Origin of the sequence: Pseudomonas sp. MWU16-30323, from assembly GCF_020515595.1 — a bacterium.
In the GTDB taxonomy this organism is placed as follows: domain Bacteria; phylum Pseudomonadota; class Gammaproteobacteria; order Pseudomonadales; family Pseudomonadaceae; genus Aquipseudomonas; species Aquipseudomonas yamanorum.
Window position 1 is genome coordinate 61,891 of the sequence record NZ_JAIWYM010000025.1, and the last position, 15,040, is coordinate 76,930.

Below are 15,040 nucleotides of genomic sequence, written 5' to 3' on the forward strand. Positions count from 1 at the left end.
GGTGCTGAACCGCACATTTGTCCTTTCGTGCGCCATTTACGTGCTTGCGCCCAGTGAATGATTTCCCTGACGGCAGCCCTCAAGGCGCCTTTCAACAACTCTAATTCGCTCCGCGCGTGCGCGGTGCTGTTAAGGAAAGCCGACATGCAGCTCAAAGACACCCAGTTGTTCCGCCAGCAAGCCTTCATTGATGGCGCTTGGGTCGATGCGGACAACGGTCAAACGATCAAGGTCAACAACCCCGCTACCGGCGAAATCCTCGGTACCGTGCCCAAAATGGGCGCCGCCGAAACCCGTCGTGCCATTGAAGCGGCTGACAAGGCCCTGCCGGCCTGGCGTGCACTTACCGCCAAGGACCGCGCCAACAAGCTGCGTCGCTGGTTCGAGCTGATTATCGAGAACCAGGACGACCTGGCTCGCCTGATGACTCTGGAGCAAGGCAAGCCGCTGGCCGAAGCCAAGGGCGAAATCGTTTACGCCGCTTCGTTCATCGAGTGGTTCGCCGAAGAAGCCAAGCGCGTCTACGGTGATGTGATCCCCGGCCACCAGCCGGACAAGCGCCTGATCGTGATCAAGCAACCGATCGGCGTTACCGCTGCCATCACGCCGTGGAACTTCCCGGCCGCGATGATCACCCGCAAAGCCGGCCCGGCCCTGGCCGCCGGTTGCACCATGGTGCTCAAGCCTGCGTCGCAAACCCCGTTCTCCGCGTTCGCCCTAGCCGAACTGGCCCAGCGTGCCGGCATTCCGAAAGGCGTGTTCAGCGTGGTTTCCGGCAGCGCCGGCGATATCGGCAGCGAACTGACCAGCAACCCGATCGTGCGTAAATTGTCCTTCACCGGCTCCACCGAAATCGGTCGCCAGCTGATGGCCGAATGCGCCAAGGACATCAAGAAAGTCTCCCTGGAACTGGGCGGCAACGCGCCGTTCATCGTGTTTGACGACGCAGACCTGGATAAGGCCGTCGAAGGCGCGATCATTTCCAAGTACCGCAACAACGGCCAGACCTGCGTCTGCGCCAACCGTCTGTACATTCAGGATTCGGTGTACGACGCGTTCGCTGAAAAACTGAAAGTGGCGGTGGCCAAGCTGAAGATCGGCAACGGTCTGGAAGAAGGCACCACCACCGGTCCGCTGATCGACGAGAAGGCCGTGGCCAAGGTTCAGGAGCACATCGCTGATGCCCTGAGCAAAGGCGCGACCCTGTTGGCTGGCGGCAAGGTGATGGAAGGCAACTTCTTCGAGCCGACCATCCTGGTCAACGTGCCGAAAGACGCCGCCGTGGCCAAGGAAGAAACCTTCGGCCCACTGGCGCCGCTGTTCCGTTTCAAAGACGAAGCCGAAGTGATCGCGATGTCCAACGACACCGAGTTCGGCCTGGCTTCCTACTTCTATGCCCGCGACCTGGGCCGTGTGTTCCGTGTGGCTGAAGCCCTGGAATATGGCATGGTCGGCGTCAACACCGGGTTGATCTCCAACGAAGTGGCGCCGTTCGGCGGCATCAAGGCTTCGGGCCTGGGCCGTGAAGGCTCCAAGTACGGGATCGAGGACTACCTGGAAATCAAATACCTCTGCCTGGGCATCTAAGCCCGGCAAGGCATTGTTGCAAACGCAAAGGGCACGAGAGCGCTGTCCCTTTGCGTGTTTCACCCCGTTATTCGTAGTGGCCGGGAAAGCTGTGGCAGTCGATCATCGCATGCTGCCGTAGTTGCCTCCCCGCCACGTATTCCTTGGACCACGCCACCCGATGAGTGGCGAATGAGGACTTTATGAGCAAGACCAACGCATCCCTGATGAAACGCCGCGAAGCCGCTGTACCACGCGGTGTTGGCCAGATTCACCCGATCTTCGCCGAGTCGGCGAAGAACGCCACCGTGACCGACGTTGAAGGTCGCGAGTTCATCGACTTCGCCGGCGGTATCGCTGTGCTGAACACCGGTCACCTGCACCCGAAAATCATCGCGGCCGTGACCGAACAGCTGAACAAGTTGACGCACACCTGCTTCCAGGTGCTGGCCTACGAGCCGTACGTTGAGCTGTGCGAAAAAGTTAACGCCAAGGTCCCGGGTGATTTCGCCAAGAAAACCCTGCTGGTCACCACCGGTTCCGAAGCGGTAGAAAACGCCGTGAAGATCGCCCGTGCCGCCACTGGCCGTGCCGGCGTGATCGCGTTCACCGGCGCTTACCATGGTCGCACCATGATGACCCTGGGCCTGACCGGCAAAGTCGTGCCTTACTCGGCCGGCATGGGCCTGATGCCGGGCGGTATCTTCCGTGCGCTGTACCCGAACGAGCTGCACGGTGTGAGCGTGGACGATTCCATCGCCAGCATCGAGCGCATTTTCAAGAACGATGCCGAGCCGCGTGACATCGCTGCCATCATCATCGAGCCGGTGCAGGGCGAAGGCGGTTTCTACGTCGCGCCTAAAGCCTTCATGAAGCGCCTGCGCGAACTGTGCGACAAGCACGGCATCCTGCTGATCGCCGACGAAGTGCAAACCGGCGCCGGCCGTACCGGTACCTTCTTTGCCATGGAACAGATGGGCGTTGCTGCCGACCTGACCACCTTCGCCAAATCCATCGCGGGCGGCTTCCCGCTGGCCGGCGTATGCGGCAAGGCTGAATACATGGACGCCATCGCCCCAGGTGGCCTGGGCGGCACCTACGCCGGTAGCCCGATTGCTTGCGCCGCGGCCCTGGCCGTGATGGACGTGTTCGAAGAAGAGCACCTGCTGGACCGCTGCAAGGCTGTCGGCGAGCGCTTGGTCACCGGCCTGAAAGCTATCCAGGCCAAGTACCCGGTAATCGGTGACGTGCGTGCCCTGGGCGCGATGATTGCGGTCGAGCTGTTCGAAGATGGCGACAGCCACAAGCCGAACGCCGCTGCCGTTGCTTCCGTGGTGGCCAAGGCCCGCGACAAGGGCTTGATCCTGCTGTCCTGCGGCACATACGGCAACGTGTTGCGCGTGCTGGTTCCGCTGACCTCGCCGGACGAGCAGTTGGACAAAGGCCTGGCGATCATCGAAGAGTGCTTCTCCGAGCTGTGATCGAAAGTTGACCTGATCGACAAAAAACCCGCTCAGGCGGGTTTTTTTGTGCCCGATGAACGGTATTCAGCCGTTGTTCATTGTACCCAGGCGGCTCCTTTGTCTAAGGTGCTGGTATTGCCGATGGAGCGTGCTGGATGACTGCTGTTGATTTACCTGCTGTACCCCGTGTGCTGATTGCCGAGGCCGACCCCTGGTCTCGGGATTTGCTCAAGCAGGTGTTGCTGAATGTGCGCTGTGACGCACGGCTGGATGTGTGCGCCGATGGCCAGCAAGCCGCCGAGCTGCTGCGTGACAAACCCTACGACTTGATCCTCGCCGATTGGGAGCTGCCCGGCGTCGATGGCCTGAGCCTGTTGCGCAACGTGCGCCAGCAACGGCGCACGCCGCTGTTGCCGTTTATCCTGCTAGGCACCCGCAACGACAGCGCCAGCGTGCACGAAGTCTTGCCCCTGGCGCCGACGGCGTACCTGACCAAACCCCTGAACATGGAAAGCCTGACCCAGCGCCTGCAAGACCTGCTGCTGAATGAAGGCGAGACGGTGTATTGCGAAGTCCCGGCACTGGCGCCGGGCATGACCTTGCCGGTGTTTCTGGAGCGCCGCCGCGAAGCCTCCGACGGCGCTCCGCTGCGGGTCGACGTGCAGGCCGCGGTGCAACACAGCCTGGAACCGGAAGGCCTGGACCTCAGGCGTCTGGAAGAGCAGGTGCGTGTGGACCCGCAAATCACCGCTGTGCTGATCGCCGCCGCCAACAGCGCCGGGTATCACGGCTCGCCGGTACAAACCCTGGCCATGGCCCTGCACAAGCTGGCGGCCGGGCAGAGCATGAACCTGATCCTGGGGCTGGCCCTCAAGCACAACGTGGTGCTGAGCGACCCCGGCCTCAAGGATTACGCCGAGCGTTACTGGCAGCTTTCCCAACGCACCGCCGATTACGCCCGCAGCCTGGCGCGCATGCTCGACCTTGATCACGAGCGCTGCTACAGCGCCGGCATCCTCCATCGCCTCGGCGACCTGGCCTTGCTGCGGTGCCTGCAAGACTGGTTGCAAGGCGGCGGCGAACTGGATGACGAAGCCATTGGCGAGTCCCTCTACACCTTCGGCGCGGCCTATGGCTCGGCGTTGCGCACACGCTGGCGCTTGCCGCTGGAGTTGCGCCAGTTGATCGCGGCGATATATTCGCTGGAAGGCGGGGTGTATTCCCGGGAAGCGCTGGTGGTGAACCTGGCGGCGCAGCTGGCGCGGCTGACCGAGCATGAAGGCGTCGAGGCGCTGGCGAAAGGCAAGACGGCACGCTTGCTCAAGGTGGGTTTGCCGGAATTGGCGCGTATGCGCAAAACCTAGCAGGCGATGCGGGCCAGTGTGGGAGCTGGCTTGCCTGCGATAGCATCATCCCGGTACAACTGACACACCAAGGTGCCTGCATCGCGGGCAAGCCTGGCTCCCACAGGTAATCGTGTAGCGTCAGCCGACGAGTACGCGGTTTTTGCCTTGGCGCTTGGCCTCGTACATCGCGGCGTCGGCGCGGGCGAACAGGCTGTCCACGTTGGCATCCTCGGCTGTCAGGCTGGCCAGGCCCTGGCTGACGGTGACCGCGTAGCTCTCACCGTCATGGCTGAAACTCAGTTGCGCGATCTCGTGCCCCAGGCGTTCGGCCACTTGCATTGCCATCTCCGGTGCGCAACCGGGCAGCACGGCGGCGAATTCTTCGCCGCCAATGCGCCCGAACAGGTCACCACGGCGCAGAACCCCTCGACCGCTCTCGGCGATACGCTGCAACACCTGATCGCCCTCCAGGTGGCCGTAGGTGTCGTTGACCACTTTGAAGTCATCAATGTCCAGCAACAGGAACGCCAAAGGCGTGCCCTGCAGGCAGGCGCGTTCGAACTCGTGGTGGGCGCACTCGAAGAAGTGCCGGCGGTTGCTGCTGCGGGTCAGCACGTCGGTGGTGGCCAAGCGATGCAACTCAAGCTCAAGCTGCTTCTTTTCAGTGATGTCCTCGGCTATGCCTACGACGATCACCGGCTGGCCGGGCTCGGCCTGCTGGCTGATGTAGCACTTGTCGCTGAGCCAGCGGATCTGCCCGTCGGCGGTGATGATGCGGTACTCGCGGTCTTCCACGGCGCCGCTGTGCAGCACCTGGGCCAGGCTGTGCTCGGCGTAGTCGAGGTCTTCAGGGTGAATGCTGTTGCGCCATTCCCGATGGTCGGCCAGCAGCATGCCTGCCGTACGTCCGAAAACCCGCTCATAGGCCGGGCTGACATACAGCACGCGGCGGGTGTCCCACTCGATGGCCCAGAGCACGGCATTCACGCTGACCAGCAGTGAACTCAGCAGTTGCTCGCGTTCACTCAAGCGTTCCACTTCGCCCTGGGCATGCATCAGCGCCAGCAACGTAGCGGCGGCTGCCGGTCGTGGCTGTTCTTGTATGGGGATGTCGGTGAGGGTCTTTTCGGGGACCATCGGCACAACTCTCTCTGGGCATGCCGCGGGGTTAGGCAGCGGTCACAACAAGGCCCGCCGGGATGGCGAAGTGTTGTTTGAGAGGGGGAATTTGCTGCGAAGTTCCGTTATCAGCGCCGATTAGAGGCGACCAAGAAATGGCGCCAGAAACATGTAGGAGCGAGTTTGTTGGGTTAGGGGCTTGCTGTGGGGAAGGAGCTGCGGTGGGGAGGGAGCTGCTGTGGGGAAGGAGCTGCTATGGGGAGCGAGCTTGTTGTGGCGAGGGAGCTTGCTCCCGCTGGGCTGCGTAGCGGCCCCAAAATCTTGGGAGCGCTGCGCACTCCAGCGGGAGCAAGCTCCCTCGCCACAGAAGCTTCCTTGCCACAGCGAGCCCACTCCCCACAGCAAGCTCCCCCTGCCACAAAAAATCGGCTCGCTACAGCCGTATCAGACCGCGGCAGGCCGCAGCGAATAGGTCTTCAACTGATGGGCAAAGTCCCGCAGGGATTGAATCCCGCTGGCTTCGGCCTCGTGTACCCATTCCTTGATCGCCGCCAGCATGTCGTGGCCGTTGGTGCTGGTTTTCAGCCAGATCTGTTGCAGCGCCAGGCGCTTCTCGTAGATCACTTTCAGGGCCTGGCTGTGTTCCAGCATGCTTTGGATACGCACGTGGTGACGGTCATCCAGCAGGCTGGTTTCCCGGGACAGCAGGCGCTTGGCGCGATGGAATTGGTGACGCACCGAGTGATCGACCTTCTCCAGTTCCTGCTTGACCAGCGGGCCAATCACCAACTTGCGGTACTGCGCCATGATCTGGAAGCGGTTGTTGAGGATCGCCATGGCGGTGTCCATGTCCAGGTGGCCCTTGCCTTCGACCTGGTGGGCGATGGGCGCGACCCGCTGCACCTTGGCCAGGCGCAGGAAGCTGAACACTTTGATCCAGGCCCAGCCCAGGTCGAACTCCCATTTCTTCACCGACAGCTTGGCGGAGTTGGGGTAGGTGTGGTGGTTGTTATGCAGCTCTTCGCCGCCAACGATGATGCCCCAGGGAATCAGGTTGGTCGCCGCGTCGCGGCATTCAAAGTTGCGGTAGCCGATGGCATGGCCCAGGCCGTTGATCACACCGGCGGCCCAGAACGGGATCCACATCATCTGGATGGCCCAGATGGTGATGCCGATGGTGCCGAACAGCAGCAGGTCGATCACGCCCATGATCGCCACGCCCAACAGCGGGTAGGGGGTGTAGAGCTTGCGTTCGATCCAGTCTTCCGGGCAGTTCTTGCCGTAGATGCGCAGGGTCTCGGGGTTTTCGGCCTCGGCGCGATACAGCTCGGCGCCTTTGCGCAGCACGGTGGACAGACCCTTGATCACCGGGCTGTGGGGATCGTCGACGGTTTCGCACTTGGCGTGGTGTTTACGGTGGATAGCGGTCCACTCGCGGGTGTTCTGCGCCGTGGTGAGCCACAGCCAGAAGCGGAAGAAGTGTTTCAGGCCAGCATTGAGCTCCAGGGAGCGGTGGGCTGAATAGCGGTGCAGATAGACCGTGACCCCGACAATGGTCACGTGGGTCATCAACAGAGTGACTGCCACCAGTTGCCAGGCCGACAAGTCAAGAAAACCGTTGTACCACATAGGCTGTATGGCCCTCAGATAAAGAAAAAACCAGCTTGCGCATTATCACTAAGCCTACAGATAAAACCAGCCGCCCTTTCAGATAGGAGTGACTGGATGTTTCTTATTCTATAATCCGCAACCTTTGTAGGGCGAATCTGGTTTTTAGTAAGGATTACTAAACATATGCTGTTTTCATACCGAGGTGCCCTGCGTGCAGGGCTGGTGTACCTGCTGGTTTCGATTGTGTGGATTCAGCTCAGCCATCAGGTACTGATCAACTTTATCGATGAACCCGTGGAACTGGGCCGCTGGCTTCAGATGCGCGGTTACGTGTGGGTCAGCCTCACTGCCCTGGTGATCTACCTGCTTTGCGCCCGTTTTGCCCGAGCGAACCTGATCCAGCAGCCACTGCGGGAAAACCGTGAGCGCCTGCGCCAGGCCGCTGCCGTATTCGATTGCACCCGTGAAGGTGTGCTGGTCACTGACGCCCAAGGGCTGATTGTTCACGTAAACCGGGCCTTTATCGAAATCACCGGCTACCAGTGCGAAGACGTATTGGGCCACCGGCCGAGCCTGTTCAAGTCCGGACGTCACTCGGCCAGTTTCTACCAGGCCATGTTCCAGACCCTGGAGCGCGACGGTGAGTGGAGCGGCGAAATCTGGAACCGCCGAAAAAGCGGCGAAATCTACCCCCAGTGGCAGACCATCCGGGTGATCCGCGATGATCAGGGCCAGATCAGCCACTACGTCGCGGTGTTCTCCGACATCAGCGCCATCAAGCATTCCGAGCACGAGTTGGCGCACCTGGCCCACCACGACCCGCTGACCGACCTGCCCAACCGCCTGCTGTTCACCGACCGCGCCGAACAGGCCCTGGCGTCGGCGCAGGCCCATAAACGTGGCTGCGCCTTGCTGCTGCTGGACCTCGACCACTTCAAGATCATCAACGACAGCCTCGGCCATAACGTCGGCGACCAGTTGCTCAAGACGGTCGGCGAGCGCCTGCAAGGCCTGTTTGGCTCCGGCGTGACCCTGGCACGATTGGGCGGCGACGAATTCGCGGTGTTGGCGGAAAGTTGTCCACAGCTGGTCCAGGCTGCTGCGTTGGCACAACGTATTCTCGACGCGATGAAAGAGCCGTTCATCTTTGACGGTCATCAACTGTTTATCAGCGCCAGCATCGGCATCAGCCTGTTCCCCAGCGATGCACTGAGCGCCGAGCAACTGCTGCGCAACGCCGACTCCGCGTTGTTCAAGGCCAAAAGCGCTGGTCGCGAAGGCTACGCCTTGTACACCGAAGAACTCACGGCCCACGCCCAGCACCGGGTGGAAATGGCCGGCGAACTGCGCCGCGCCCTGGAGCAGCAAGAACTGCGGGTCTATTACCAGCCGGTGCACGAACTGCAGAACAGCCGCCTGATCGGCGTCGAAGCCCTGGTGCGCTGGCAGCACCCGGAGCGCGGGCTGGTGCCGCCGGGAGATTTCATCCCGATTGCCGAACGTACCGGGCTGATTGCCGATATCGATGCCTGGGTCATGGACCAGGCCTGCCGCCAGATGTGCCAGTGGCTGGCCGACGGTGCGCCGCTCACGTTTCTCGCGGTGAATGTGTCCAGTCGCCTGTTTGCCCGGCGCGAGCTGTATGACCAAGTGGCCAAGGTATTGCACGACACCGGGTTGGATCCGGCATTTCTGGAGCTGGAAGTGACCGAAAGCGCGGTCATGGAAGACCCGGAAGTCGCCCTTGAGCAGATGCACCGCCTGCGGGAGTTGGGCTTGCGCCTGGCGATTGACGACTTTGGCACCGGTTATTCATCGCTGCTGCGGCTCAAGCGCTTGCCGGTGCAGAAGCTCAAGATCGATCAGGGCTTTGTCGCCGGGTTGCCGTGGGATGAGGACGATGCGGCGATTGTGCGGGTGGTCATCGCATTGGCGCAGAGCATGGGCATGCAGGTGCATGCCGAGGGCATCGAGCAGGTGGATCAGGCGCGGTTTCTGTTGAACCAACAGTGCGACCTGGGCCAAGGGTACTGGTTTGGTCGGCCGATGCCGGCCAGTGAGCTGGATTGGGCTAAGGCGCCTGCGATTCGTTAGACACAACGCGGTCAATGTGGGAGCTGGGCTTGCCCGCGATGAGGCCATTACAGGCGACATCCCTGTTGACTGATACACCGCCATCGCGGGCAAGCCCGGCTCCCACAGGGTTTTGTGAAGAGATGCATGAGTATTTTCATCCTGAAAACCGCTGCAACCCCACGTCCCGCCAGAAAATTCTTTCTGGTTATATAAACATTCTTAAATAGTATTTTTAAGAATATCCGCGCTTATCTACTATCGCCCTCACGCCGCAAGCAGTGCCGCCACTGCGAGGCACTTCTCATTTCAGGAGCACGACCATGAGCGCATCTCTACGTAGCGTTGACGGCCAGGACGAAGCAGCTATTTTGCGCGAGATCCAGAGCGCCCTGCGCGATCTGCGGTTTGGTGCGGTGGAAATCACTGTGCACAACGCCCAGGTAGTACAGATCGAACGCAAAGAGAAATTCCGTTTGCAGAACCCGGGCAACAAACCGAGCTGAGCAAGATCGGCGATTCGATTGCAAGACCCGCAACTATAAGAAAAAAGCCAACACCCCAGAATTTCAGGAGCCTTCTATGTCGTCGATTCGCCGTTATGCCCTGGCAGCACTGGCCAGTGCCGTGTTTGCCGGTTCCGCTGTTGCCAAGGATTACGAACTGCTTAACGTGTCTTACGACCCGACCCGCGAGCTTTACCAGGACTACAACGCTGAATTCACCAGCTTCTGGAAGCAGTCGCACCCGGGCGACAACGTCAAGATCCAGCAGTCCCACGGTGGTTCGGGCAAGCAAGGCCGTGCGGTGATCGATGGCCTGCGTGCCGACGTCGTGACCCTGGCCCTGGCCGGCGACATCGACGAAATCGCAAAACTGGGCAAGACCCTGCCGGAAAACTGGCAAACCCGCCTGCCGGACGCCAGTACTCCGTACACCTCGACCATCGTGTTCCTGGTGCGCAAGGGCAACCCTAAAGGCATCAAGGATTGGGGCGACCTGATCAAGAAAGACGTGTCCGTGATCACCCCGAACCCGAAAACTTCCGGCGGCGCCCGCTGGAACTTCCTCGCCGCCTGGGCCTACGGCCTGAAAGCCGGTGGCAGCGAAGCCAAGGCCCAGGAATACGTGAAAGAGCTGTTCAAGCACGTGCCGATCCTCGACACCGGCGCCCGCGGTTCGACCATCACCTTCGTCAACAACGGTCAGGGTGACGTGTTGCTGGCCTGGGAAAACGAAGCCTTCCTGGCCCTGAAAGAAGACGGCGGCGCCGACAAGTTCGACATCGTTGTACCTTCGCTGTCGATCCTCGCCGAGCCGCCTGTGGCCGTGGTCGACAAAAACGCCGAGAAAAAGGGCAACACCGAGATCGCCACCGAGTACCTCAAGCACCTGTACAGCCCGGCTGGCCAGGAGATTGCGGCGAAGAACTTCTACCGCCCACGCGATGAGAAAGTCGCCGCCAAATACGCCCAGCAGTTCCCGAAACTGGACCTGGTGACTATCGACAAAGACTTCGGCGGCTGGAAAACTGCCCAACCGAAATTCTTCAATGACGGTGGCGTGTTCGACCAGATCTACTCGGCGCAGTAAGCAAAATCAAACTGTAGGAGCCAGCGTTCTGTGGGAGCCGGGCTTGCCCGCGATAGCATCACCTTGGTGTAACTGATACACCGAGGTGCCGGCATCGCAGGCAAGCCAGCTCCCACAGAAGCTCGCTCCTACAGTGGTATCTACCCGCTAACCAAGGACTCTTATGTCGCGTCGTATCTCCCCCGTCATACCCGGCTTCGGGCTGACGCTGGGCTACACCGTGGTGTACCTCAGCCTGATCGTACTCATCCCCCTGGCGGCGATGTTTGTACACGCCGCTCAACTCACTTGGGATCAGTTCTGGAACATCATCTCCGCACCCCGTGTGCTGGCGGCGTTGAAACTGAGCTTCGGCACTGCGTTGTATGCCGCGATCATCAACGGCGTGATCGGTACCCTGCTGGCCTGGGTCCTGGTGCGCTATACCTTCCCCGGGCGCAAGATCATCGATGCGATGATCGACCTGCCGTTCGCCCTGCCCACCGCCGTCGCCGGTATTGCGCTTACCGCGCTGTACACGCCCACCGGCCTGGTAGGCCAGTTCGCTGCCGACCTGGGCTTCAAGATCGCCTACACCCCCTTGGGCATCACCCTCGCGCTGACCTTTGTCACGCTGCCCTTCGTGGTGCGTACCGTGCAGCCGGTGTTGGCCGATATCCCCCGGGAAATCGAAGAGGCGGCCGCCTGCCTTGGCGCCAAGCCCTTGCAAGTGTTCCGCTACATTCTGGTGCCGGCGCTGCTGCCGGCCTGGTTGACCGGCTTTGCCTTGGCGTTTGCACGAGGTGTCGGTGAATACGGTTCGGTGATCTTCATCGCCGGCAACATGCCGATGAAAACCGAGATCCTGCCGTTGCTGATCATGGTCAAGCTCGACCAATACGACTACCACGGCGCCACGTCCATCGGTGTGCTGATGCTGGTGGTTTCCTTTGTCCTGTTGCTGCTGATCAACTTGCTGCAGCGGCGCATCGAACACCCATAAGGAGGCGCGGAACATGTCCCAATCGTCTATTTCCGCCGCGTCCTCGGCCAACGCTGCCCGTCGTGGCAGTGCGGTGTCCCGGCGCATCCTGATCAGCCTTGGCTGGCTGGTGTTCTTCCTGTTCTTGCTGCTACCGCTGTTTATCGTGGTATCCCAGGGCCTGAAGAATGGCCTGGGGGCGTTCTTCACCGCGATCCTTGAGCCGGACGCGCTGTCGGCGCTGAAACTCACGGTGATCGCCGTGGTGATCTCGGTACCGCTCAACGTGGTGTTTGGCGTCAGCGCCGCCTGGTGCGTGAGCAAGTACTCGTTCCGTGGCAAAAGTATCCTGGTAACCCTGATCGACCTGCCGTTCTCGGTCTCGCCGGTGATCGCCGGCCTGGTCTACGTGTTGATGTTCGGCGCCCAGGGCTTCTTTGGCCCGTGGCTGCAGGACCATGACATCCAGATCGTGTTCGCCTTGCCGGGCATCGTGCTGGCGACGATCTTCGTCACCGTGCCGTTCGTGGCCCGTGAGCTGATCCCGCTGATGCAGGAACAAGGTACCCAGGAAGAAGAGGCCGCGCGCCTGCTGGGCGCCAACGGCTGGCAGATGTTCTGGCATGTCACTGTGCCGAACATCAAGTGGGGCCTGATCTACGGCGTGGTGCTGTGTACCGCGCGGGCCATGGGTGAGTTCGGTGCGGTGTCGGTGGTGTCCGGCCACATTCGCGGCGTAACCAACACCTTGCCGCTGCACGTCGAGATCCTCTACAACGAATACAACCACGTCGCCGCGTTTGCCGTCGCGAGCCTGTTGCTGATCCTGGCGCTCTTCATCCTGCTGCTCAAGCAGTGGAGCGAGAACCGTATTAACCGCCTGCGCGCCGGTGCGGCTGAGGAATAAGTCATGTCGATCGAAGTCCGTAATGTCAGCAAGAATTTCAACGCCTTCAAGGCCCTGAACAGCATCAACCTGGACATCCAGAGTGGCGAGCTGGTGGCGTTGCTGGGCCCGTCCGGCTGCGGCAAGACCACCTTGCTGCGGATCATCGCCGGCCTCGAAACCCCGGATGCCGGCAGCATCGTGTTCCACGGTGAAGACGTCTCCGGCCACGACGTGCGTGATCGCAACGTCGGCTTTGTGTTCCAGCACTACGCGCTGTTCCGCCACATGACCGTGTTCGACAACGTCGCGTTCGGCCTGCGGATGAAACCGAAAAACCAGCGCCCGACCGAAAGCCAGATCGCGGTAAAAGTCCACGAGTTGCTGAACATGGTGCAGCTCGATTGGCTGTCGGATCGCTACCCGGAGCAACTGTCCGGCGGCCAGCGCCAGCGTATCGCCTTGGCCCGCGCCCTGGCGGTAGAGCCTAAAGTGCTGCTGCTGGATGAACCGTTCGGCGCCCTGGATGCCAAGGTTCGTAAAGAACTGCGCCGCTGGCTGGCGCGCCTGCACGAAGACATCAACCTGACCTCGGTGTTCGTGACCCACGACCAGGAAGAAGCCATGGAAGTGGCGGACCGCATCGTGGTGATGAACAAGGGCGTGATCGAGCAGATTGGTTCACCGGGCGAAGTCTACGAAAACCCGGCCAGCGATTTTGTTTATCACTTCCTTGGGGATTCGAACCGCCTGCACTTGGGTGAAGACAAGCACGTGCTGTTCCGCCCGCATGAAGTGTCGCTGTCGCGCCATGAGCTGGAGGACCACCACGCGGCTGAAGTGCGTGATATTCGCCCGCTTGGCGCGACCACCCGGGTGACCCTGAAGGTCGAAGGCCAGAGCGAGTTGATCGAGGCAGAAGTGGTGAAAGACCACGACAGCCTGACCGGCCTGGCGCGGGGCGAGACGTTGTTCTTCAAGCCCAAGGTCTGGCAAAAAGCTTAAGAGCACTGCAAAACCCCTGTGGGAGCTGGCTTGCCTGCGATAGCATCACCTCGGTATGCCTGAGACACCGAGGTGCCAGCATCGCAGGCAAGCCAGCTCCCACATTTAGCTTGTGTTGCTTGTCAGGCCGTGGCGTTCTTGTGCCGCACGGCCACGGGCCCCGAGCGCTCTTCAATCTGCCGCTTCAGGTCATGCCGCAGCCCCACCAGAAACGCCAGCTCCGCCACCACAAACAACGGCCCCACGATCAACCCGGACACGTCATCGACAAACGCCGGCTTGCGCCCCTCGTAGTAATGCCCCACAAACTGGATCACCCAGCCCACCACGAACATGCCGATGCCGCTGCTCAGCCACACCAGCGTGCTTTGCGCCGCCAGCACATGCCCGGCCCACACCGACAGGCCCATCAGCACCGTCATCAGCACACCGAGTGCCAGCTCCAGGCGCAAATAGAACCACGCCGAGAACAGCGCCAGCAGCACCGCAGGCGACAGCCAGAGACCCGCCACCGTCCATTCCGGGCGTGACAGCAGCACGGCCACCGCCACCACAATCAGCGGGATGCCGATAAAGTGGCTGGCGATATTGCGCGGGTCGCGGTGGTAGGCGGCGTATTGACTGAGATGGTCGACGAGGCTTTTCATTGTTGTTCCTCCTGTAGGATGTTTGATCATGCCCTGTAGGCCCGCGACACACTGTCAACTGGCCGACAATCTTCGGAGTTCGCATGGATGTAGAGAAATGGCACCCACGGTTGGCCACCGGTCACTGGTACAGCCATCTGCCTGCTGACTTACAGAATAGCTTGCTGGCCAGCGCCCGGTTGCGGCAGCTGACGGCGGGGCAGTACCTGTTCAAGCGCGGCGATCCGCCGTGTGGGTTGTACGCGGTGCTGGAAGGCTCCCTGCGCATCAGCGCGGTGAACGAGCAGGGCAAGGAAGCCGTGTTGAGCCTGGCGGAATTGCCGTACTGGTTCGGCGAGATCTCCCTGTTCGACGGGTTGCCCCGCACCCATGACGCCTGCGCCGCCGGGCCTTGTACGTTGTTGCAGGTACCGCAGCCGGCGTTGCTGCACATCCTTGAACAGACGCCGCGTTACTGGCGCGACATGGCTCTGTTGATGAGCCAGAAGCTGCGCCTGACCTTTATCAATATCGAGCAATTGAGCCTGATGCCGGCGTCGGTGCGCGTGGCGCACCGCTTGTTGATGATCGCCGAGGGCTACGGCGACATCGAGCGGGCCCGACACGTACTGCAACTGCCCCAGGAAGACCTGGCCGCGATGTTGAGCCTGTCGCGCCAGACCACCAACGCGTTGCTCAAGGAGCTGCAAGGCCAGGGCATCGTGCGCCTGGGCTATGGCGAGATCGAAATCCTCGACCCGCAGCGTTTGCGCGAGGCGGCGCACGCCTGA

Annotated in this window: 13 protein-coding genes; 10 read left to right on the top strand and 3 right to left on the bottom strand. The window is 61.3% G+C overall.

The genetic code is table 11. From position 1 onward, the window contains the following. Positions 1–144 precede the first annotated feature (144 nt). The 3 genes from gabD to LIY45_RS23505 all read left to right on the top strand — a co-directional run bounded on the left by gabD (position 145) and on the right by LIY45_RS23505 (position 4,393). Positions 145–1,587 (top strand): NADP-dependent succinate-semialdehyde dehydrogenase, encoded by a 1,443-nt coding sequence (gene gabD, locus LIY45_RS23495; RefSeq protein ID WP_003218155.1) that lies wholly within the window; start codon positions 145–147, stop codon positions 1,585–1,587. Between the two features lie 182 nt (positions 1,588–1,769). Further along, a complete protein-coding gene (gabT, locus tag LIY45_RS23500; RefSeq protein WP_017478059.1) occupies positions 1,770–3,047 on the top strand; it encodes a 4-aminobutyrate--2-oxoglutarate transaminase in 1,278 nt (425 codons plus the stop codon). A gap of 137 nt (positions 3,048–3,184) precedes the next feature. Beyond that, positions 3,185–4,393: an HDOD domain-containing protein gene (locus LIY45_RS23505; RefSeq protein ID WP_226477774.1), complete on the top strand. Its 1,209-nt coding sequence runs from the start codon at positions 3,185–3,187 to the stop codon at positions 4,391–4,393. 120 nt (positions 4,394–4,513) lie between these two features. On the opposite strand, the gene LIY45_RS23510 is transcribed toward LIY45_RS23505, so the two are convergent. Then, positions 4,514–5,512 (bottom strand): sensor domain-containing diguanylate cyclase, encoded by a 999-nt coding sequence (locus tag LIY45_RS23510; protein WP_226477775.1) that lies wholly within the window; start codon positions 5,510–5,512, stop codon positions 4,514–4,516. A 426-nt stretch (positions 5,513–5,938) separates the two neighbouring features. Beyond that, positions 5,939–7,123 (bottom strand): delta-9 fatty acid desaturase DesA, encoded by a 1,185-nt coding sequence (desA, locus tag LIY45_RS23515; RefSeq protein ID WP_017478062.1) that lies wholly within the window; start codon positions 7,121–7,123, stop codon positions 5,939–5,941. A 165-nt stretch (positions 7,124–7,288) separates the two neighbouring features. On the opposite strand from desA, the gene dibA reads away from it, so the two are divergent. The 6 genes from dibA (at position 7,289) to LIY45_RS23545 (ending at position 13,623) form a co-directional block, all read left to right on the top strand. Then, positions 7,289–9,199 (top strand): phosphodiesterase DibA, encoded by a 1,911-nt coding sequence (gene dibA / locus LIY45_RS23520; RefSeq protein WP_226477776.1) that lies wholly within the window; start codon positions 7,289–7,291, stop codon positions 9,197–9,199. 302 nt (positions 9,200–9,501) lie between these two features. Then, positions 9,502–9,684, top strand: a complete 183-nt coding sequence (oscA, locus tag LIY45_RS23525; protein WP_003170956.1) for a sulfur starvation response protein OscA — start codon at positions 9,502–9,504, stop codon at positions 9,682–9,684. Between the two features lie 76 nt (positions 9,685–9,760). Then, positions 9,761–10,771: a sulfate ABC transporter substrate-binding protein gene (locus tag LIY45_RS23530; protein WP_003218143.1), complete on the top strand. Its 1,011-nt coding sequence runs from the start codon at positions 9,761–9,763 to the stop codon at positions 10,769–10,771. A gap of 163 nt (positions 10,772–10,934) precedes the next feature. Then, the gene (gene cysT, locus LIY45_RS23535; RefSeq protein ID WP_003218141.1) at positions 10,935–11,753 is read left to right on the top strand and encodes a sulfate ABC transporter permease subunit CysT; all 819 of its coding nucleotides are present in this window, start codon (positions 10,935–10,937) and stop codon (positions 11,751–11,753) included. 13 nt (positions 11,754–11,766) lie between these two features. Then, entirely contained in the window at positions 11,767–12,639 is an 873-nt protein-coding gene (cysW, locus tag LIY45_RS23540) for a sulfate ABC transporter permease subunit CysW (RefSeq protein ID WP_017478064.1), read from the top strand. 3 nt (positions 12,640–12,642) lie between these two features. Continuing rightward, on the top strand, positions 12,643–13,623 hold the full coding sequence (locus tag LIY45_RS23545) for a sulfate ABC transporter ATP-binding protein (protein ID WP_063033633.1): 981 nt from the start codon (positions 12,643–12,645) through the stop codon (positions 13,621–13,623). Positions 13,624–13,745: 122 nt separating this feature from the next. Here LIY45_RS23545 and LIY45_RS23550 read toward each other — a convergent pair whose 3' ends face one another. Beyond that, positions 13,746–14,270: an Mpo1-like protein gene (locus tag LIY45_RS23550; protein ID WP_063033632.1), complete on the bottom strand. Its 525-nt coding sequence runs from the start codon at positions 14,268–14,270 to the stop codon at positions 13,746–13,748. 83 nt (positions 14,271–14,353) lie between these two features. Between LIY45_RS23550 and LIY45_RS23555 the strand changes: the two genes are divergently transcribed. Next, the gene (locus LIY45_RS23555; protein WP_226477777.1) at positions 14,354–15,040 is read left to right on the top strand and encodes a Crp/Fnr family transcriptional regulator; all 687 of its coding nucleotides are present in this window, start codon (positions 14,354–14,356) and stop codon (positions 15,038–15,040) included.